Source organism: Pseudoalteromonas sp. SiA1 (assembly GCF_018732205.1).
GTDB classification, from domain to species: Bacteria; Pseudomonadota; Gammaproteobacteria; order Enterobacterales; family Alteromonadaceae; genus Pseudoalteromonas; species Pseudoalteromonas tetraodonis.
Window position 1 is genome coordinate 72,852 of record NZ_CP076085.1, and the last position, 19,737, is coordinate 92,588.

16 protein-coding genes are annotated in these 19,737 nt (G+C 40.1%); 4 read left to right on the forward strand and 12 right to left on the reverse strand.

Annotation, left to right across the window (positions count from 1 at the left end; all coding sequences use genetic code 11):
- Positions 1 to 24 precede the first annotated feature (24 nt).
- Together KK487_RS15870 and KK487_RS15875 are read right to left on the reverse strand one after the other, a co-directional pair.
- Positions 25 to 1,842 carry an Lnb N-terminal periplasmic domain-containing protein gene (locus KK487_RS15870; protein ID WP_016899719.1) on the reverse strand — a complete coding sequence of 606 codons (1,818 nt, stop codon included), beginning with the start codon at positions 1,840 to 1,842 and terminating at the stop codon, positions 25 to 27.
- A 39-nt stretch (positions 1,843 to 1,881) separates the two neighbouring features.
- Positions 1,882 to 2,349 carry a DUF3015 family protein gene (locus tag KK487_RS15875; RefSeq protein ID WP_008115277.1) on the reverse strand — a complete coding sequence of 156 codons (468 nt, stop codon included), beginning with the start codon at positions 2,347 to 2,349 and terminating at the stop codon, positions 1,882 to 1,884.
- A gap of 317 nt (positions 2,350 to 2,666) precedes the next feature.
- On the opposite strand from KK487_RS15875, the gene KK487_RS15880 reads away from it, so the two are divergent.
- The gene (locus tag KK487_RS15880) at positions 2,667 to 3,968 is read left to right on the forward strand and encodes a DEAD/DEAH box helicase (RefSeq protein WP_016899720.1); all 1,302 of its coding nucleotides are present in this window, start codon (positions 2,667 to 2,669) and stop codon (positions 3,966 to 3,968) included.
- 29 nt (positions 3,969 to 3,997) lie between these two features.
- Here the strand turns inward: KK487_RS15880 and KK487_RS15885 are convergent, their stop codons facing one another.
- Both KK487_RS15885 and KK487_RS15890 read right to left on the reverse strand, forming a co-directional pair.
- Positions 3,998 to 5,503: an amidase family protein gene (locus KK487_RS15885; RefSeq protein ID WP_016899721.1), complete on the reverse strand. Its 1,506-nt coding sequence runs from the start codon at positions 5,501 to 5,503 to the stop codon at positions 3,998 to 4,000.
- A 92-nt stretch (positions 5,504 to 5,595) separates the two neighbouring features.
- On the reverse strand, positions 5,596 to 7,203 hold the full coding sequence (locus tag KK487_RS15890) for an NAD(P)/FAD-dependent oxidoreductase (protein ID WP_013463219.1): 1,608 nt from the start codon (positions 7,201 to 7,203) through the stop codon (positions 5,596 to 5,598).
- A gap of 188 nt (positions 7,204 to 7,391) precedes the next feature.
- Between KK487_RS15890 and fdxA the strand changes: the two genes are divergently transcribed.
- Entirely contained in the window at positions 7,392 to 7,715 is a 324-nt protein-coding gene (gene fdxA, locus KK487_RS15895) for a ferredoxin FdxA (RefSeq protein ID WP_008114035.1), read from the forward strand.
- Positions 7,716 to 7,856: 141 nt separating this feature from the next.
- On the forward strand, positions 7,857 to 10,103 hold the full coding sequence (locus KK487_RS15900) for a carbohydrate binding family 9 domain-containing protein (RefSeq protein ID WP_016899724.1): 2,247 nt from the start codon (positions 7,857 to 7,859) through the stop codon (positions 10,101 to 10,103).
- A gap of 352 nt (positions 10,104 to 10,455) precedes the next feature.
- Here KK487_RS15900 and KK487_RS15905 read toward each other — a convergent pair whose 3' ends face one another.
- The 7 genes from KK487_RS15905 to KK487_RS15935 form a co-directional block, all read right to left on the reverse strand.
- The gene (locus KK487_RS15905; RefSeq protein WP_028834775.1) at positions 10,456 to 11,160 is read right to left on the reverse strand and encodes a TorF family putative porin; all 705 of its coding nucleotides are present in this window, start codon (positions 11,158 to 11,160) and stop codon (positions 10,456 to 10,458) included.
- 8 nt (positions 11,161 to 11,168) lie between these two features.
- Entirely contained in the window at positions 11,169 to 12,386 is a 1,218-nt protein-coding gene (locus KK487_RS15910; protein ID WP_013463220.1) for a BCCT family transporter, read from the reverse strand.
- Between the two features lie 166 nt (positions 12,387 to 12,552).
- Positions 12,553 to 14,220, reverse strand: coding sequence for a choline dehydrogenase (gene betA, locus KK487_RS15915; RefSeq protein WP_036954848.1), 1,668 nt, complete (start codon positions 14,218 to 14,220; stop codon positions 12,553 to 12,555).
- Between the two features lie 9 nt (positions 14,221 to 14,229).
- Positions 14,230 to 15,693 (reverse strand): betaine-aldehyde dehydrogenase, encoded by a 1,464-nt coding sequence (gene betB / locus KK487_RS15920; RefSeq protein WP_024600893.1) that lies wholly within the window; start codon positions 15,691 to 15,693, stop codon positions 14,230 to 14,232.
- Position 15,694: 1 nt separating this feature from the next.
- Complete coding sequence (gene betI / locus KK487_RS15925) at positions 15,695 to 16,270, reverse strand: transcriptional regulator BetI (protein WP_024600892.1); 576 nt, start codon at positions 16,268 to 16,270, stop codon at positions 15,695 to 15,697.
- 438 nt (positions 16,271 to 16,708) lie between these two features.
- Entirely contained in the window at positions 16,709 to 17,011 is a 303-nt protein-coding gene (locus KK487_RS15930; protein ID WP_024600891.1) for a hypothetical protein, read from the reverse strand.
- Entirely contained in the window at positions 17,011 to 17,268 is a 258-nt protein-coding gene (locus KK487_RS15935) for a DUF3081 domain-containing protein (RefSeq protein ID WP_013463225.1), read from the reverse strand. Before KK487_RS15935 ends, KK487_RS15930 begins: the two co-directional genes overlap by 1 nt.
- Before the next feature lie 146 nt (positions 17,269 to 17,414).
- On the opposite strand from KK487_RS15935, the gene KK487_RS15940 reads away from it, so the two are divergent.
- Complete coding sequence (locus KK487_RS15940; protein ID WP_024600890.1) at positions 17,415 to 18,695, forward strand: flavohemoglobin expression-modulating QEGLA motif protein; 1,281 nt, start codon at positions 17,415 to 17,417, stop codon at positions 18,693 to 18,695.
- A gap of 213 nt (positions 18,696 to 18,908) precedes the next feature.
- Here the strand turns inward: KK487_RS15940 and KK487_RS15945 are convergent, their stop codons facing one another.
- The gene (locus tag KK487_RS15945) at positions 18,909 to 19,712 is read right to left on the reverse strand and encodes a DUF1338 domain-containing protein (RefSeq protein WP_013463227.1); all 804 of its coding nucleotides are present in this window, start codon (positions 19,710 to 19,712) and stop codon (positions 18,909 to 18,911) included.
- Between the last annotated feature and the right edge of the window lie 25 nt (positions 19,713 to 19,737).

Genomic DNA, 19,737 nt, shown 5'->3' on the forward strand with positions numbered 1-19,737 from the left:
ATACACAGAGGCTGCTTTTTTATATCACTGCCAATAGTAGTTGAGTTTAAGCTGCCACATAGCTGAATTAGCGTGAGTGACCGCTAATCTAATATCAATATCTTGGCTTAAAGGCACTGCCATTTCTAGTTTGGTTTGCGCAGGGTTTTTGGCATTTAAGAATGACTTTTCGTAGGATGCTTTAAGTTTAATACCTGAGTCAGTACCAGTAATAACCCCCACTTCTACCGACGAATCATAAAAGTGGCTGTTTTTAGCTAAATCACCTAAATAACCATTAATTAAGCTATAGGCTAAGGTGTTGTTGCTAAATTGCCAAGCTTGTCCGGCTCCCCCCATAACAAACCTACGTTTACAGGTTCTGCACAGTGCTGGTTGTCTGTCGAATCCAACATTAATTTTCCACGACCACTTAGATTCATTAGCCCAAGATAATTGGTTTGGATTGAATGACTCCAAATCTAATAAATGAACTTTGTTTATGTAAGTTTCGCCATCAGTAAACATCAGCTCGGTATCTAACATTTCTAAATTAGAAAATGGAATGCGGGCAATATCAGAGGCAAGGGTATCAAAATAACTCAACCTAAAACCCAAAGTGTACTGTGTTTGCTCAGCCGTGTGCACCGCAGAAACTGAGCTATTAGAGGGCTTTTGCCCTTGATGTGGTGGCTGTTGGGTAAATTGAAATTTTACTTTGTTTTCGCCCATTGGCAGCTTTAAGCGCGCTTTAATAAGTGCATTCTTTAACTCACTTATTTTTACTGGGGTTTGCTTTTGAATTTGTTTTACTTGTACGAGTTCAAATAAAGCGCCAATAATGGCTTTTTGAGAGTGTACTGGCAAAGCTAAAAACGATTCGTTTTTAAGTACAGGTGATTCGGCAAAGATTTGTTTTGCAAAGCTGAGCTCTTTTTCACTTAAAGATTGAACGTGCTTGGCAAATACAGTGTCGCGCGAGGGGGTAAATGTGATATTTTTAACCGCCGATTGGCCTTGGTAAGTGGCCGTGTTTAATCTTGAAAAAATAGTGGCTGGTATTACCCAAGGAGCGCCTTCGCTGGTTAGTTGATCGCCAATAACAAGTTCAATAATTTGCGCAAGATGAAATGCACAGTTTTCATCGGCAAAGTAATAATCAAATTCAGTGCCTAAAATTTCCCATAAGTGATTAGCAATAAAAGCCACGTCGCGCTCGTTTAGATTAAGCGTATATTCCCATAAATCTCTTAATTCTATCTCACCGTAATTATGCTGGTGGCGGTAAAATAGTTGATCTGAAAAACCGGCTTTATAACCACCAAACAAGCCCTTGAGAATATACACCAAGCCGTTTTCATTATCTGGAACGTGTGCGCCATAGTTAATACTGTAATCTAATAATTTGTTTTTTGATTCGGTCGAGCGATTAAGTTTAAGTAATAAATGACCATATAATGATGCGGGATTACTCATATAACCAGATGCAAATACTAAACTAACAGAGTGAATTGCTTGTTGCTCTCGCCATTGCTTTAATTTTGGGCACTCTGCAGCTGGCATTGAAAAGGTTAAACCTTGCTCTTTGAGCCATTGGTAACGAGCAGGGTAGCGACATGGCATTGAGGGCAGGTTATTAAAAGCATGGATTGTTGCTTTTAATTCGGCAGCCGGATCAGTACGTCCGTTATCTGCAATAAAAAATGATGCGTTAGTAATATAACTGATGGTAGCTGGTTGGTTTTTGTAATGCCCTAATTTCAACCATATTGGGTGTTTGGCTAAAACAGAGATAGATTTCGTGGCAGAGCTTGAGAAAGAGATGAATAAAAAAGCACTAATTAAATAAAATAGAGGTTTCATTGTTTAACCAAAAAAAAGGGCTGTTAAGCCCTTTAATTATTAGATTGCAGCGCATTGAGATGAAAAGTTAGTTGTAATTTTACCTTCAACTAATTCATAAAATGCTTGTGCATTGTCTATTGGCGCGTTTGCGTAATCGTTACGTACCGAAGTGATAATTTGTTGATGTGCAGTTACATCACAACCACGTACGTTAAGCATTGCAGCGATATACTCGCCTTCACCCTGTGCTATTTCTTGTTCTAATACAGGAAAAGTTTGTTGAATAAACTGCGCTGTTTTTACGTTAGCGCCTTCACAACTTTCTACTGAAGAGATGTTAGAAGACACTGCAGTTGTGCCTAAATCCCAAATAATATTAGAAATTGCTGCAGCAACGCCATTATCTGGGAAAACCATCGCGCCAATACCACATTGTTGCCATGGGTTGATGCCACTTTTTGCTTGTGACGGCATTGAAACAAACGCGCTTACTAATACCGCAGCAGTTAAACATCTTTTTATCATTATTAATTTCCTTTAATTTATATTCACCCAACAAAATGGGCGGGAAAGTGTACCTGCTTTTTTTATTTAAATGCAAATGGTTATGTAACACAATGTAAAAGAACGGTGTAAAGTTTATAAAATCGCAATAAAGAAGTGAATAAGCGAGGATTAATATTGCGAGTTAAAATCATTTAGCTAATTCAAACAGCGGCTAATAATAGCTAATTACCCTGCATTTTATAAATTAGTGGTTTCTGGTGTTTAAAACTAACTGTTTAAGCGATTTTACTGTATAATTTGCGACCCTTGATAATGTGGCCGCAGGTTATACAGCAATGAATTTTAAATCTTTTAGTTTTGCCCCTGAACTTATTCAGGCGTTAGACGAACTTAATTACCACACCCTTACGCCCATTCAGCGCGCAGCTATTCCGGCTGTTCGTAAAGGTAAAGACGTTTTAGCGAGTGCACAAACCGGCACAGGTAAAACCGCTGCCTTTGCACTCCCTATTATCCAAAAGTTATTTGAGTCAGATTGCAGTACTACGAATGCGCCAAGCGCCTTAGTCCTTGCGCCTACGCGTGAGCTTGCAGAGCAAATAGCGAATAACTTTAAAGACTTTGCTAAGTACACTTCGCTAAAAGTAGTGAGTTTATTTGGTGGTGTTAATACCGCAGGACAAGAAATTGCACTCAAAGAAGGTGTGGATATTGTAGTAGCAACACCAGGGCGTTTACTTGATCATATTCGTTTAGGTAACTTAAGCCTTGCCCAAGTAAAACACTTAGTACTTGATGAAGCTGACCGTATGCTCGATATGGGCTTTATTAATGACATGCAAAGCGTGATAAAAAGCTGTGCTGATGAGCGTCAAATCTTATTGTTTTCAGCAACTTTCCCAGCAGCAATTAAACAATTTGCCTCTAAAGTGCTAAAGCAACCTGAAATTGTGCGTGTTGATCAAACTAACAGCACCGCAAGCACAGTACAACACGTGGTTTACCCGGTAGAAGAGCGCCGTAAGCAAGAGTTACTTTCTGAGCTAATTGGTAAGAAAAACTGGCAGCAAGTGCTGGTGTTTGTAAACATGAAAGAAACCGCAGATGAGCTAGTCACTGAGCTTAACCTAGACGGTATCCCAGCGGCAGTGTGTCATGGTGATAAATCGCAGGGTAACCGTCGTCGTGCGTTACGTGAATTCAAAGAAGGCAAAGTACGCGTTCTAGTTGCAACAGAAGTTGCAGCACGTGGTATTGATATTGACGGTTTACCGCGCGTTATTAATATTGATTTACCTTGGCTTGCTGAAGATTACGTACACCGCATTGGCCGTACAGGCCGTGCTGGTAACCAAGGTCAAGCAATTTCGTTTGTTAGCCGCGAAGAAGAAAACATGTTGTTTGAAATTGAAACCTTAATTGGTCAAAAAATTAAACGTGTTTACTTAGAAGGTTACGAAGTAAGTAATCGTGAAGTACTGATTGATAAAATTGGTAAAAAGCCAGCGCATTTACGCCGCACCCGTGCTAATAAGCCATCAGGCCAAGCTACCGGTGAAGCGAGAGCGAAGAACCGTTCGCGTATTTCTAATGTACGTAAAAGCTTAAAAGGCGAAAAGCTATCACTTAAAAAGTAAGATAGCTAAGCCATTAAAAAAACCTGAGTTTACTCAGGTTTTTTTATGCCTAATACATTATCGATAATAGCAGCGTACGCATAAGCAGCCGCTTCAGCATTTTGATTAGCAATAACCGACAATCCAACCGGTAAGTGGCTTACTTTACCTACTGGCAGAGTGATATGGGTTGTTCCTGCAATAGCAGGCAATGAACTACTACTGCCTTTAAAGTTATCACCGTTAATTAAATCGGTTTTCCAGGCGGGCGAAACGGTGGGCGCAATCACAATATCGAGCTTATTATTGCGGTATAAATTGCTAATAGCGCGGTTTGCTAGTGCGCGATAACGCGCCTTGGTTTTTTGATATTGTTGTTTCTCACTCAAATCAACCGCGTTGGCTTGCTGTAAAATATCTTGCTCAAAGTAGAGCATTTCTTGCTTTTTATTTGCGGTATTGAATGCGATTAAATCGTCTAAACTTTTTACCGTTACTTGCGTTGGTGTTTGGCTTAAATAGTGATTAATTTCGGCTTTAAAGTCGTAAAGCAAGATGGCGTATTCATCAACGTAAAGTGTGCTTAAATCATCTTTTACTTCAACATTGACAACGGTATGACCTCCGTCTTTTAATGCTTGTAGCTGTTTAGCGTAAAGTTTTTGTGTTTCCACAGTAAACTTACTGGCAGGTAAAGCGCCTATTCTCAGTGACGGCTTAGGCGCTATACTATCAAGCTTTCTATTTACGTTGAGTGTTGATACATCATTAGGGTCTTCCCCTTGAATGACGGACAATACTGCGAGTGCATCTTTTAAAGAATGTGCCATTGGGCCTACCGAATCTTGGCTACTAGAAAGTGGCACCACGCCTGCGCGCGAAACTTGTCCCATACTGGGTTTTATGGCGTACACCCCATTAACAGATGCAGGGCAGGTAATTGAGCCGTCGGTTTCAGTGCCCAGCGCAATAGGTGCAAAATTTAAAGCAACCGCGACAGCAGAGCCCGAGCTTGAACCACACGGATTACGCGTTACATCATGGGCGTTATGGGTTTGCCCACCTATTGCACTCCAACCAGATGACGAATACGATGAGCGAAAATTAGCCCATTCACTTAAGTTAGCTTTGCCTAAAATAATAGCGCCTGCTTGGCGTAATTGTTTAACCACAAAGGCATCTTTATTGGTAATGTTATTTTTAAGTGCTAATGAGCCCGCTGTAGTGGGTAATGTACCTGTTGTTTCAATGTTATCTTTTAGTAATACCGCAATACCATGTAAAGGGCCTGCCCATTTTCCGGCTTTAAACAGTGCATCGAGTTGTTTGGCTTGTTCAATTGCAGTGGGCTCAATACTAATTACTGCATTATATTTAGGATTGAGCGCGTTTATTCTGTCGATATAAGTGCGGGTAAGCTGTTCAGCTGTAGTGCTATTATTTTTATAGGCGCTGTGAATGTCACTAATGGTTTTAAGCTCTGTATTGTTAGCCGCTGCGTGTAAGTTAGTTATTGTACAAACACATAAGGTTAAAAGTAGCCGTTTTATAATCATTGTTATTATCTATTTTATGGAAACACAGGTTATTTTTAGCACAAAAAAACCTCACATTGTGAGGTTTTTCGATAAAGGTCGATTAAATCGAGTTAGGCGTTTTCTAGCATCGATAACGCAACCGCCTCTGCGGCTTTAATACCATCAATACCCGCTGATAAAATACCACCCGCATAACCCGCGCCTTCACCTGCAGGGTAAAGCCCTTTAGTATTAATACTTTGGAAGGTTTTATCGCGCTTGATACTTATTGGTGATGAAGTACGCGTTTCTACCCCAGTGAGTAAGCCATCATTAGTTGAAAAACCACGAATTTGCTTGTTAAAGGCTGGAATTGCTTCACGCAAGGCTTCAATCGCAAAAGGAGGTAATACGTTGCTCAAATCAGTCAGTTTTATGCCCGGCGTATACGAAGGCTGTACATCGCCTAAATTAGCCGATGATTTACCTTTTAAAAAGTCGCCAATAAGCTGTGCAGGGGCATCGTAGTTTTTACCACCAAGTTCATAGGCTTGCTCTTCTAGTTTACGCTGTAAATCAATGCCGGCTAGGGGATGCCCAGGGAAGTCTTTTTCTGGCGAAATACCCACTACAATAGCGCTGTTAGCATTACGTTCACTACGTGAATATTGGCTCATACCGTTGGTGACGACTCGGCCTTCTTCAGAGGTTGCGGCAACTACAGTGCCGCCAGGGCACATACAAAAGCTATATACAGTACGGCCGTTATTACAATGGTGTACTAATTTGTAATCTGCAGAGCCTAAAATAGGGTTACCCGCATTATCGCCAAAGCGGCATTCATCAATCATTGATTGCTTATGTTCTATTCTAAAGCCCACTGAAAAGGGTTTAGCTTCAACATAAATGCCTTTATCGTGGATCATTTTAAACGTATCGCGGGCACTGTGGCCAACCGCTAATATCACATGGCGAGTTTCAAGCTGTTCACCATTAGAAAGCGTAAGCCCAGTCACTTGGCCGTTGTCTAAATGGATATCGTCAACGCGGGTGCTAAAACGAATTTCTCCACCAAGTTCAATAATACGTGCACGCATTTTTTCAATCATGGTTACCAGTTTAAAGGTACCAATATGCGGCTTACTCACGTATAAAATTTCTTCAGGAGCGCCGGCCTCTACGAACTCAGTAATGACTTTACGACCATAATGTTTAGGATCTTTTACTTGGCTGTAGAGCTTACCGTCTGAGAACGTGCCTGCGCCACCTTCACCAAACTGTACGTTTGATTCTGTATTAAGGGCCTTTTTACGCCAAAAGCCAAAGGTGTCTTTGGTGCGCTCACGCACTTCTTTACCGCGCTCTAAAATAATTGGGTTAAAGCCCATTTGTGCCAACACTAAACCGGCAAATAAGCCACAAGGGCCAAAGCCAATTACCACAGGGCGTTCTTTAATACTGCTATTGGCGTGCGCTACAAATTTGTAGTTGGTGTCAGGGGAGACTTTAACGTGTTGGTCTTTTTCAAACGAGGTTAACAGTTGTGCTTCGTTATCCACTTCAACATCAAGCGTGTAAATCAGTAAAATGGCGCTTTTTTTACGTGCATCGTAACCGCGTTTAAACACATTGTAGCTGTGTAGCTGCTCTGGGCTTATATTTAATTTATTGATGATGGCTTGGCCAATGGCATTTTCGTCATGGTCAAGCGGCAGCTTTATTTCGGTTAAACGTATCATTAATATCTCTTTAGGTGTCATAGCGGGGATTAAATTCCGCTCACAATAAGGGGTGTGCACAAAGCGCTGATTTATAAGCGCCATATGTTACGTTAAATTGCCCACTTTTGGCACTTATTTATTGTGTTTTGGTAAGGGTTGGGTATGATCCGCAGCTGTTATTGTGAAACATTAGGTATTAAACCATTATGGCGTTTGTAGTCACCGAAAATTGTATAAAATGTAAGTACACTGATTGCGTATCAGTATGCCCTGCAGATGCATTTTTTGAAGGTCCTAATTTTTTGGCTATTAGTCCTATTGACTGTATTGACTGTGGTTTATGCGTACCTGAGTGTGCCGCTGATGCTATTTTTCAAGAAGATGAATTACCTGAATCGCAAAAAGAGTTTACCCAATTAAATGCGGAGCTAGCAGAAATATGGCCACGCATCACCCAAGTTAAACCCGCCCCGGAAGATGCCGATAGTTGGAATGGTGTGGCTAATAAATTAAAACTTCTCGACACATAATCATTCCATTTTGTTGTGTATTAGTTTTTTGTTAATTTTATTGCAAATATTAACGCGCAAGTATTAACAAACGTACCTGTATAATTTACACTCCAGACCAAAGTTTACTTTTAACAAGTAAATAAATCTAAATGGATGTTTATGCAGTACTTTATACCTACAAAAATAATAAAATGGCTGTTGTTGATCAGCTTCAGCCTCGGTTTAACTCTCAGCCCTAATGCACTTGCCGATAAGCTTAATTATCAACTCGCGCACATTAATAAAAATATTGATGTAGATGGCGTGCTTAACGAGCCACATTGGCAACAAGCAACACATGTTGCGGTAAATTACCAAGATGAGCCGAATGAAAAAGGCACACCGCCAGTAAAAACAGATGCATACCTTTATGACGATGGTCATAATTTATATGTGGCGTTTGTAGCTTATGACCCGGATCCGAGTAAAATTCGCGCGGCGCTTCGTGACAGAGATACCCTCTGGCAAGATGATACTGTCGGTTTGGTGATTGATACCTTTAACGATGAACGTACAGGCTATGAGTTTTATGTAAACCCACTGGGCGCTCAAGGTGATCTTCGCATGACGGATACCGATGAATGGGTGTCAGACTTATCATGGGATGCCATTTGGGACAGTGCCGGTACCATAAACGAGCAAGGTTACGTAATTGAAATGCGTATTCCGTTTAAAGCTCTGCGCTTTGCACAAAATAAAGATCAATCTACCTGGGGTTTTGCTGTAATGCGCAACTATCAGCGTGATGTGTTGTATCAATTATCAAGTACAGGCTTTGACCGTGATATTAAATGTAGTTTGTGTCAGTTTGACAAAATAACTGGATTTAATAATTTAGCACCGAGTAAAAATCTGCAATTAACGCCAACCTTAACCGCATTAAGAAACGATCAAAAAACACAGGTACCTGGTGCGTGGGATAACGGCGATGTAAATACAGAAGTAGGGCTTGATCTGCGTTGGGGCGTCACTAAAGATGCAGTTATTAATGCCACCATAAACCCTGATTTCTCTCAGGTAGAAACCGATTCGTTAGAACTGGATGTAAACACCACATATTCTATTTATTACGCAGAAAAACGCCCGTTTTTCTTAGATGGCGCATCTTACTTTAAAAGTAACTTATTTGAACTCCTTTACACCCGTACCATAGCTGAGCCAAATATTGGCGCCAAGCTCACCGGTAAAACCGACAGCCACAGTTATGCGCTGATGTTTGCAGATGACGATAACAGTAATATTTTATTGCCAACTAACCAAGGCTCGGGCTTTGCCAACTTAAATGATAAAACCAAAGCAGTGGTGGCACGTTATCAATATGATATTGGCCAACAAGGTACTATTGGTGTCACTTCTACACATAGAGAAAGTAGTGACTACCATAATACGGTGCTATCGGTTGATGGAAGCTATTGGTTTAATCAGTCAGATACGCTTAATTATCAAATCGCGAATGCTGATACCAATAACTCGCCGTTTTTAGTTGATAACTACAATTTAGCAGACTCTCAGTCGGATATGGCGTATGCATTAAAGCTGACACGCGATAAGCGTGATTATAAGCTCTACGCGACCTATGACAATATTGGTGAGGATTACCGGACCGATTTAGGTTATCAAGAAAAGGTAGACTATGAAAAGGTAGGCTTTGGTGGCGGACAAACTTGGTATGGTGATGAACATGACATGCTAACAACCTGGTCATACACCGCCGATTGGGATAAAACCTGGGCGCAAAATGGCGAGTTACTTGAAGAAGAATACGAAGGTTACATGACCTTTCAAGGTCAAAAGCAGTCTGTATTTGAGCTGGGTTTGTTAAATCGCTATGAAAATTATAACGGCAAGTTTTATAACCAAAATATTGGTTATTTTTATACGGCTTTTAGACCGTCAAAAGATCTGAGATTATCGTTATATGCCGAATATGCAAGCCGTATAGATTACACTAATGAGCAGCTAGGCGATGTTTTAACCACACAATCGCAGGCTGTTTGGGATATTAATAACCATTGGCAGGTCGATGTTAGGCATAATTATAGCCATTTAGATGATTACCAAGGGCGACGTGTTTTTACCGCAAACCTTATTGATTTTAGGCTTTATTATAAGTTTAGTATGCGCGCTATGCTTAAGCTGATTTTACAGTTTGAAGATATAGACAGAAATGAGGATGCTTACTTTTATCAGGTTAGCGAAATCAACAAAGATTACGGTAGTCAGCTGGTGTACTCATACAAAATTAACGCACAAACCTTATTTTACTTAGGGTATTCAGATAAAGGTTATCAGGATGACTCGTTAAAAAGCATTGAGCGAGACCAACGTACTTTCTTTACTAAAGTCAGTTATGCGTGGCAGTTATAACGCTATAAATAATATAAAAGTAAGATTTTGCTAGGCAATAAAAAAACACGCTAACCAGTAGCGTGTTTTTTTATATTTACTAGGGTCTGTTGACCTTTGTGGATTGAAATTTGTTCAAACTAGGGGGTGTTTAATCGCGGCGCGAGGTTTGTAACCTAGTGGGCTAAGTAAAAACCGAGCAACAAAGAGTAAATAGCCCCTAGGAAGAACCCTTTGGGCAGCGCCTGTTTGGCATTAATGCTACGTTATCGCCTATTTATGGGGAATAACACTACATAGGCTCTGCTTTGCCTAAATACCAAACAGGCTGCTGCAAATTCAATCTTAAAAGTACAACAGACCCTGCTAACTATTACAAATCAAATGTACGTGAGATAGCCAGTACAATTCGCTCATCTGCGTAATCGTAATCTAGGCTGGTATTCTCAGCAGCCACTTCAATGCCAAACCCTTCATAGCTCGTTTGGTATGCTAAGCGGTAGTGATAATACGATTTGTCGCCCTTAGCTTCATCCCATTGGAACTTATTGCCATCGAGTGAGTTTGAAATATCAAAGCTGGCACGAATCGCATGATTTGGCGCAAGCTCGTAAGTGTGCGCAATCATAGAAATCACATGGCCAGTATCGTAGCCAAAGTAATCCCAGCTGTACCAAAAGTTAAGCTCTGTTTGGCCGTAGTCACTGGCGTAACCAAATTTAGTATACGCTTCTGCGTAGTTACCATCGCTGTTATTACCTTGGTAAGTGTAATAAGCAATACCGTAATCCAGGCTTACTTGTTCGTTTAACTGAATGTATCGGCCTACGTAAGCATCTAGTTCAAAGTCGGTGTCATCACCAAAATCTACGTTTGATGCCCATACACCGGCATAAACACCGTTATCATAAGCGTAGTCAAGGCTTGCTTGTAGTGCCGGATCGTTATCTGTTTGTGATACACCATTAAAGGTGTAATCAGATGCAGCCGTAATCGTTGTTGACCAGTTAGCCGCTGCCGTTGTTGATAAAACGGTGAACGGTAAAGCGATAAAAAGTTGTTTTAATTTATTGTTCATGTGTTTTCTTAGCTGATAGTTTCTATTTTTGTGTAATCAATTTTATTCGCTTTAGGCGATCCTTCGATATTGCTGACCGTTTTAAGTTTGCTGTAGGCAATAAAACCAAGGCAAATAAAGAATAACCCTATAACTAAAGCACCAACCCATTGAATTTGCAAAAACTCAAGCTTAAATAGCAGTGTTAGTAGCGACAAAGCGACAACGTTCATGGCAATATATTTAAATTTACCAAAGCGTTTTACGGTTAGGTTTAAATTATCTGTGTATAAACGGATCAGGGAATCGAGCGAATTAATAACAAATACGATACCTACAAACACCATAGCAAAGTTTTTAATTCCCTCGGTTGGAATACCGGCTTCATGGTAGTGATATAACACACTAAACCAGATAGCGATTGGAATCGATGGGAAAATCAGCATAGCACCAAGGACTTGATAGGTTTTTAAACCGCCCACAAAACGCGATGTAAATTGACCAATCATAATGCTCCACGCAAACCACCAAAATAAGTAAAACTCATGGTAATCATTCAGTGGTAATACAAACTCATTGATGTTGGCAAAGTAATTACCAATTAATCCGATGTTTTTAGTAAATGCAGAGAGTTCACTGTCGCCAAATAAGAAGGCATCAGCCCACATAAAGCCAATTAGGGCGATAAACAACCAAGTAGTTGCAATACTTAAAAAGCGCACATATTTAATATCGGTACTTGAATACACCGCAAAGCAAATAGCGGCAAGCACGATTAAGTAAAACGCAGGAATAACATTTGAGCCATCACCGAGTTCAGGTAAATACCACGGCAAGTTACTCAGTAATAAGTAAGCGGTAAACGCACAAGTACCAATAATGACCACGTTGTTTAAAAACTTAACCCATGGAATTTCAAAAAACTTCACTTTGGGTTCTATTACACAGAAATAAAAGCACGTAAGAAAATAAAATCCCCAAATTAAAAATCCCCAATAACCAAACTCAATTGAGAGAGGATTGGCAAATGCATATTCTGGGCTTGCTTTTATGTCTGCATAACCGGCAAATTCGGTTAAAGGGAACATAATAAGGCCAACGTCTAGGCCTGAGGTAAACAGGATTGCTATAAAAGTGAATGTTCTCACTGGTGTGACGCCCACTACGCGTACATTGCCCCATTTTATTAAAATAGTAACAATGGCAAGTAAGGTGAAAATAATGCCTGCATTAAGCCAAATAGTCATTATCGCCCTCCCAGAATGAATAAAAATAACACATATATACTCCGTTTTTTTATTGTGCTTGCATTAACACAGGCATAACCTATTTATGCTTGTGAGCCACTGCAAGGCGCATAAAGGCACTCCTTAAAGCATTTTGCTAAAAGAGTGGCCTTTATGGCAGGCTAAATTAAAGGGTTTTATTTCGTTGTGAAGTTTGCCAATCAGTGGCATTCACAACATCAACTCCTGTATGAGCTAAAGGCTTATTACCTAAAATAATATCAGCGGCTTTTTCGGCCACCATGATGGTAGGCGCATTTAAATTACCATTAGGTATGGTTGGAAAAATCGACGAGTCAACTACACGCAAGCTTTGCATGCCATGCACTTGGGTATTTGAGTTAACTACAGCCATGTCGTCTTCACCCATTTTACAAGAGCAAGAAGGGTGGTAAGCACTTTCCACTGCTTGGCGCACAAAGGCATCAATTTGCTCATCCGTTTGAACTTGTTGCCCTGGTTGAATTTCTTCACCACGGAAGTCGTCAAAGGCAGGTTGTTCAATAATTTCACGCGTTAAACGTACGCACGCCCTAAAGCCTTCAATGTCGTCTTGATGCTCAAGATAATTAAACACAATCTTTGGCGGCTGCGTCGGATCTGCTGAGGCAATAGTGACACTGCCACGACTTTTAGGTTTGTTATGACCTACATGCACTTGAAAACCATGCCCTGCAAAAGCACTGCGTCCATCATAACGCATTGCTGCTGGTAAAAAGTGATACTGAATATCAGGCCATTCAACACCGGGTTTTGAGCGAATAAAGGCACACGATTCAAAGTGATTAGTTGAGCCTAAACCTTTACGGGTAAGCAGCCATTTTGCACCAATTAAACCTTTAGAAAACAAGCCTAATTTACCGTTTAAGGTAATGGGTTGTTTACACTTATATTGAAAGTAAAACTCTAAATGGTCTTGCAAGTTTTGACCAACACCTGGTAGGTGATGTTTTACTTCAACACCTGCTTTTTCAAGTATTTGTGTATCACCAATACCGGACAGTTGTAACAGGTGAGGTGAACCGATAGAGCCCGCACTTAAAATAACCTCTTTACTTGCTGTGGCTGTTTTAACTGTGCCATTGAGCTTGTATTCAACACCGGTTGCTTTTTTACCGTCTAAAATAACGCGCTGCGCAAGTGCACCGGTTACAATTGTTAGATTACTGCGATGCTTAATCGGATCTAAATATTCACGAGAGGCTGAGCTGCGCACACCGTTTTTAACGGTCATGTGCATAGGGCCAAAGCCTTCTTGTTGAGCACTATTATAATCAGCTGTAGTGGCATAACCCGCTTGAGCACCAGCATCAATAAAGGCGCTATACAAAGGGTTTTCCATGTTATTACCGTTATTAACGCCAAGGGGGCCTGTTCCACCACGATGGCTGTTTTCACCTAGATAAAAGCTTTCTGCTTTTTTAAAATACGGTAAACAGGCTTGATAATCCCAGCCATTAGCGCCATGTTGCTGCCATTCATCAAAATCTTTCGCATGACCACGTACATACACCATGCCATTAATAGATGATGAGCCGCCAAGCACTTTACCGCGTGGGCAGTGCATTTCACGGTTATCTAAGTACTTTTCTGGCTGCGTATGAAATTGCCACGCATACTTATCGGTATTCATTGGAATCGACAGAGCAGTGGGCATTTTAATAAAAATGCTTTTATCGCTGCCGCCGGTTTCAAGTAACAATACCTTGTTACTTGAATCTTCAGACAAGCGATTTGCTAACACACAACCTGCTGAGCCCGCGCCTACAATAATATAATCAAAAGAGTGGTTCATAATGATTCCTTAAAATGGGCTTTCTATGTCAGCCATACCAACATAAACAGACTTAGTTTGCGTGTAATGATCAAGCGTTTGTATGCCGTTTTCGCGGCCGATACCTGATTGCTTATAGCCACCTACAGGCATTTCTGCCGGCGAGTTACCGTAAGCATTGATCCAACAAATCCCCGCTTGTAGCTGATGAATAACGCGATGAGCACGTTTAATATCGCTTGTGAATACGCCAGCAGCTAAACCTAAGTGAGTGCAGTTAGCACGTGCAATTACATCATCTTCGTCATCAAATACTAAAACGCTCATTACTGGGCCAAAAATTTCTTCTTTAACGATGGTCATTTCATCGTTGCAATCAACAAATACGGTTGGCGCTACAAAATAACCATTTGGCGCAGATGCTGGTGAAAGCGTTGAGCCACCGGTTAATAGCGTTGCCCCTTCTTCAAGGCCTTTGTTGATGTAGCTCAGTACTAAATCTTGATGCTTTTTAGAAATAAGCGCGCCAAAGTTAGTGTTTAAATCTTGTGGATCGCCGGCAATAATATTGTTTTCGGTGCGAGTTTTAAGCTCATCAATAAACTGCTGGTACACATTTTTGTGAACATAGATACGAGTGCAATTAGTACAAATTTCACCTTGGGTATAAAAGTTCCCTAACATTGCCGCGCTTACTGCTTGCTCTATATTGGCATCGTCAAAGACAAGTAACGGCGATTTACCACCTAGCTCCATAGTCACATCTTTTAATGTACCTGCTGCACTGGCGACGACTTTCTTACCGGTACCTACTTCACCAGTAAACGATACTTTTTCAATATCTTGATGTGCAGTAAGCCATTGGCCTACTTCACCCGCGCCTTGAACTACATTGAATACGCCAGCGGGTACACCTGCTTCAATAAATACCTCGGCTAATTTAATTGCGCCAAGCGGGGTTTCTTCTGAAGGTTTAAAAATAAATGCATTACCCGCAGCAAGGGCAGGGCCAGACTTCCAACATGCAATTTGTAATGGGTAGTTCCATGCACCAATACCAGCACAAATACCTAAAGGCTCTTTGCGTGTGTAGTAAAAATCATCGCCAACCATTTGTTGTTGACCAACTTGCGCAGGGGCAAGGCCTGCAAAATATTCAATTACATCTGCGCCTGTTTCAACATCTACGCAGTTAGCTTCTTGCATTGGTTTACCGGTATCGAGCACTTCAACTAGTGCAAGCTCATCATTACGCTTGCGTAAAATAGCAACGGCGTTTAATAAAATACGGCTGCGCTCAATAGGGGTCATGGCTGACCAAACTTTAAAGCCTTGTTTTGCACTTTCAATTGCTGCGTTTTGAACGTATTCATCGGCAACTTCAACGGCATAAATTACTTGGCCGGTTGCAGGATTTACTACATCAAATGTTTCGCCGCTTTTGTTTGCAAGGAATTGACCGTTGATAAAGTTTTGATAGATAGGTGTAGTCACGTTAGGCTCCATATTGCTTGATAAGTGAATGCACGTAGTTTTTAGCCAGTGATTCACTGTGTTTAAACTGATTTTCGTCTGATTGGCTTAATACGGCTCGTAGCCATAAACCATCGATCATTGCTGCGGTTAACTCTGCCGCGAGATTTGCTTGCGCTAAAGGCATTAATTGCTTAAATGAAACGGTTAAATTGCTTTGCAAGCGTTTGCTGTTTACATTTTGTAAACGATGAAGTTCCTTGTCGTGCATTGATTGCGCCCAAAAACTTAACCACGTCCGAGTGGTGTCTTTTCGTTGTTGTACTAGCGCAAAGTTTGATTCAACAATAAACATTAACCTTTGAGTTGGCGTGGTCTTTTCATCTACTTTGCTGATCAAGTCATATTTCAAGTTAGACAGTAAGTAACGCACAGTTGCTTCAATTAGCCCCTGTTTCCCACCAAAGTAATGGCTAATTATGCCAGAAGACATCCCCGCATTTTTGCTAATACTATTAATTGTGGTTGCTTGTAACCCTTTTTGAGCAACTGACTCTATTGTTGCGTCAATTAGCTGCTGACGCCTTACAGGTTCCATTCCAACTTTAGGCATGATTTTTATTAATTGATCGTTCAATAAAGATAAGCTTAAGGTAATAGCTCTAACAATTCAAGGTTCGTGCAAATGGTGAGTGTCTGAAATGTGGATAAATAATTAATAAAATAAGTCTAAAATGAAGTTATATCAACAAGCTGGGTTTTTATAAAATATCGTTTAATAACAATTTGTTATGTGTGTTTCTTTGATTGCCTTTTGCGGTGTAATTATTTGTTTACATAATTGGCGAAACTTTTAGTGATTTATTTATTAGTGTGATAACTATTAGAGTACTAATTGTATTTTTTGTGGGCAGATTACTTTAAAAAGCGGTAAGGCGAGTTTGTGGGAAGATCCAAGAAAAAAGATTTAGGAAGTGAAATATGAGATTAATTTACAGAAATGTTAACTTAGTTAAGAGATAAATAAAGACGCTGTTTAGGTTTCAACAACGCCTTTAAAGAGCAAAGGATAACGTCTTAAACGGTTGCCAATATAATCATCAGCCATAATTTGGTCGCAAATTTCATCAATATTATCGGTCGCTTCAAATACCCAATCAAAACGTTCTATTGCAAGTAAAAATCCACGTTTTAAATGCGTTTGCGCACGGTAATAAGCAAGGTTGTTTTTGATGAGTTGCAGTTTTTCAGGCTCTGCTTTTAATTGCGCAATAACTTGATTAATAAACTGCAAATTGCGCGAACTGGTTGGTCTGTTTCTTCTATTTGTTGATCGCATCACTCTTCATTAGCTATGTTGTAAAGTTTTTTCAAAAAGTCGTCTTTGTGTTTGTCGTGTTCATAATCAAGGTGATAAGTATTATGAAACCCAAAGCGAAGTAAAACACCACTGCCTTGTAAATAGACGGTGTAGCCATCTATATCAGAATATGCAGTGATCCCTTGATAAAATTTACCTTCTTCTGTGACTTCTCCGCGTTGTTGAATGCGTTCGTAAACCGCTAGAATCTGTTTATTGTCGATTTCATTTTTCATTGTTTGTCCCTTTTATTTAATCACTCATACGCTATAGAAGTGAGGGTCGATCATCATAAAAACAATAGTCTAAAAAGTATGATATTGCTTTGTTATTTTTCATTTATAAATTATGCTCAAAGTTCACTTTTTGTTGAGCTTTTACCATGATAGACAAAGCGTTACTTTCGAAAACTCGTGAATTATCCGACCAACTCATTGCATTGCAAACACCTATTAGAATACTCGATGCAATAAATTGGGATAAACAAATTAAAGAGGAATTTTTTAGACAAAAATGTCAAAAAAATCCACTTATTGATCGTGCTTATTATCAACAGCGCGATTTAGGATTTGTTCCTAGCGAGTTGCGCCAAGCATTTTCAACACTGCACCGCAATATTATTAACCAGTTGGGGCAATTAAACCCAATTGCACAATATATGGGTAAAATGTGTACCGAATATAAAACGGTTCTGAGCATGCTTGAATACCGCGGTACGCCAGAGTTTCATGACTTATCAGTGGAGCTATTTGGTCATCCTAAAGATTTGTTTCATGCTGGTGAGCCATCGCTATCAGAACTGGCTAATATGCTTGAACAGCCTTTAAAAAATTTACTTGCAGCGGATATTTTGCCTGAAGATCCTAAAAATATTGATGCCAGCGACGCGGTGCGGATTTTATCTGAACAGGTCAATGCCAGCATGCCGGGAATAAACGTAGAAGTGATGCTAAGTGATGGTATTGTCAGCGATGCGGCAGCAGGTGCTAATAATATTAAGCTCAATCAAGATGTTAAGTTTTCTCAGCGCGAATTAGATATTTTAGAAGTGCACGAGGGCTGGATCCATGTAGGCACCACTCAAAATGGCTTAGCGCAACCTTATTTAACTTGCTTGAGTAAAGGCACACCAAGCTCTACGGTTACCCAAGAGGGGCTTGCAGTACTGACGGAAATTATTACTCTTAAATCAACACCACGTCGTTTATCAAAATTAGTAAACCGTATTCAAGCGGTGACGAAAGTGATTGATGGTGCTGAGTTTATCGATATTTACCGAGATTACGTTGCTCAAGGTTTATCAAAAGACGACAGCTATACTCTTGCACAGCGCGTTTTTAGAGGCAGTACCGCAACCGGCTTACCCTTTACCAAAGATATTGCTTACATAAAAGGCTTTGTTTTAGTTTACAACTTAATTAGGGTGGCGATACAGCTTGGTCGAATTGATCAGTTGCCATTATTGCTGGTGGGTAAAATATCAATTGATGACTTTAGATTAATATCGCAATTGCATGACTTAGGTGTCATTGAAAATCCGCAATTTGTGCCGCCTCATTTTAAAGATTTAAGAGGCCTTGCTACGTGGCTCAGCTTTGGTCGATTTATTGGCGATTTGTCTTTTGAACAATTAGAAAATGACTATAAACCGTTGTTTTTATAATATTAAAGAGGAAAGCTGCTCCTTTTTTAGTAAAAAACGCAGTGGGAATAAGCAACTGCGTTTAAGTTTACACACATAAGCCTGCATGCCCATAAGGGGGCAATTAATTGTTCTCATTTTTTATTGTTTTATCGATACATAAAATTGTTTTAAACCATTCATTAGGCATAAAAAAAGCCCAAAAGTGGGCTTTTTAAATTCAACACACTTTGGTTATCGTGCGTTGGTGCTTTCAAATATTTTGTCTGCAGAGGCAGCGACAAAACCGGTGTAAATTTCACCATCAGGTTTTGGATAACGAATAGCAAACTCGTAAAAACAGCTAGGAATGCGCATATCGCCATCGCTAAAGGTTACAGCGTATTCATCAGCTAATGTTGATGATTGCTCTAATAGTACCTCTGGTGAGCCTTTTACTTCACCCCCTGAGGTATTAAGTGAAAAACCAGCATCTTTAAGAGCTTGGTTTACATCATGGATGTTATCAAACTTAGCTAAGGTATTAATGTTCACAGTAAAGTGATTTGCACGGTAACCCCACGCAGACATCCACGCCGCATATTCGCTCTCTGCTAATAGCTTTTTGTAAGTATCAGTGCTTACTTGCCAATGTGTACCTGAATATAAAAAGTTATCGGCAGTCACCGCACTTTCGTCAATTTGTGCAACCATATCAGTAACAATTGCTTGAAGCTCAGGTGAACATTTTTCAACTAATAACTCAGAAATAAACACTTTAGGTTGCGTTGGATCGCTGTGCTCGTAGTGCTTAGCGTAGAGTTTTTTTGCTTCAAAATGGTACTCACCACATTCTTTGTAGCCAATGGCTAAAAAGTGTGCAGCTAGTTTTTCAAGGCCTACTTTTTCAATATTAAAAGTACGCAGCGCAATATGATCGTTGATTATGTCGTCTTTTTGCGTTGAGCCTAATAGGTCATGAATTTTGTCAGCCGATGGCGTTACGCTTAGGTAGTTTTGCCACAGGTTATCAAATAATGTGTTTACATCAGTATGCATGGTAAATCCTTAAATCTATTTAAAT

Bases quoted from the DNA above. Each gene is read 5' to 3' on its own strand.
- KK487_RS15905 (WP_028834775.1), bottom strand. From the start codon at position 11,160: ATGAACAATAAATTAAAACAACTTTTTATCGCTTTACCGTTCACCGTT.
- fdxA (WP_008114035.1), top strand. From the start codon at position 7,392: ATGGCGTTTGTAGTCACCGAAAATTGTATAAAATGTAAGTACACTGAT.
- KK487_RS15930 (WP_024600891.1), bottom strand. From the start codon at position 17,011: ATGCGATCAACAAATAGAAGAAACAGACCAACCAGTTCGCGCAATTTG.
- KK487_RS15900 (WP_016899724.1), top strand. From the start codon at position 7,857: ATGCAGTACTTTATACCTACAAAAATAATAAAATGGCTGTTGTTGATC.
- KK487_RS15945 (WP_013463227.1), bottom strand. From the start codon at position 19,712: ATGCATACTGATGTAAACACATTATTTGATAACCTGTGGCAAAACTAC.
- KK487_RS15935 (WP_013463225.1), bottom strand. From the start codon at position 17,268: ATGAAAAATGAAATCGACAATAAACAGATTCTAGCGGTTTACGAACGC.
- KK487_RS15870 (WP_016899719.1), bottom strand. From the start codon at position 1,842: ATGAAACCTCTATTTTATTTAATTAGTGCTTTTTTATTCATCTCTTTC.
- KK487_RS15940 (WP_024600890.1), top strand. From the start codon at position 17,415: ATGATAGACAAAGCGTTACTTTCGAAAACTCGTGAATTATCCGACCAA.
- KK487_RS15890 (WP_013463219.1), bottom strand. From the start codon at position 7,203: ATGATACGTTTAACCGAAATAAAGCTGCCGCTTGACCATGACGAAAAT.
- KK487_RS15910 (WP_013463220.1), bottom strand. From the start codon at position 12,386: ATGACTATTTGGCTTAATGCAGGCATTATTTTCACCTTACTTGCCATT.
- KK487_RS15885 (WP_016899721.1), bottom strand. From the start codon at position 5,503: ATGATTATAAAACGGCTACTTTTAACCTTATGTGTTTGTACAATAACT.
- betA (WP_036954848.1), bottom strand. From the start codon at position 14,220: ATGAACCACTCTTTTGATTATATTATTGTAGGCGCGGGCTCAGCAGGT.
- KK487_RS15875 (WP_008115277.1), bottom strand. From the start codon at position 2,349: ATGATAAAAAGATGTTTAACTGCTGCGGTATTAGTAAGCGCGTTTGTT.
- KK487_RS15880 (WP_016899720.1), top strand. From the start codon at position 2,667: ATGAATTTTAAATCTTTTAGTTTTGCCCCTGAACTTATTCAGGCGTTA.
- betI (WP_024600892.1), bottom strand. From the start codon at position 16,270: ATGGAACCTGTAAGGCGTCAGCAGCTAATTGACGCAACAATAGAGTCA.